Consider the following 572-nt stretch of genomic DNA (forward strand, 5'->3'; position numbering starts at 1 on the left):
GCCCAGCTTGGGGAAGGTCACGCTCTGGCCGACGGCCGTGCAACTGTCGCTCGCCGAAACGAACTTCAGCGTCGAAGGCAGCTCGTCCGACACCACCAGGCCCGAGGCCTGGGAGGGGCCGTTGTTGGTGACGGTGACGGTGTAGTCGAACGTCTCACCAGGACCCACGGGCGTGGTGCTCGCCGGCTTCTTGGTGATCGCCACATCAGCCTTGACCGGAGCGGGCGGATTCGGACCGGGCCCGGGCAGGGTGCCGGTGGCTCCGTCGGAGGTGTTGTTGCTCGGGTCGGGGTCGGCAGTGTCCGTGGCGACCTTCGCCTGGTTGCGCACGTCCGTACCATCGCCGGTGTAGGCCGGGTCGAGCTGGACGGTGATCGTGTACGACTTCGAAGCACCCACCGCCAAGGACACCAGCTTCGGACAGGAGACCTCCTGGCCGGCCGCAGTGCAACTGTCGCTCGCCGAAACGAACTTCAGCACCGACGGCAGCGCATCCGTGACCACCAGGCCGGACGCCTGCGAGGGCCCGTTGTTGGTGACGGTGACGGTGTAGTCGAACGTCTCGCCCGGAG

At 67.5% G+C, this 572-nt stretch carries 1 pseudogene; it reads right to left on the minus strand.

Annotation, left to right across the window (positions count from 1 at the left end):
- Nucleotides 1-572, minus strand: a pseudogene (locus ABD323_RS44350) (DUF11 domain-containing protein); the annotation flags it as partial.

Origin of the sequence: Kitasatospora nipponensis (assembly GCF_039528135.1) — a bacterium.
Classification (GTDB): Bacteria; Actinomycetota; Actinomycetes; order Streptomycetales; family Streptomycetaceae; genus Kitasatospora; species Kitasatospora nipponensis.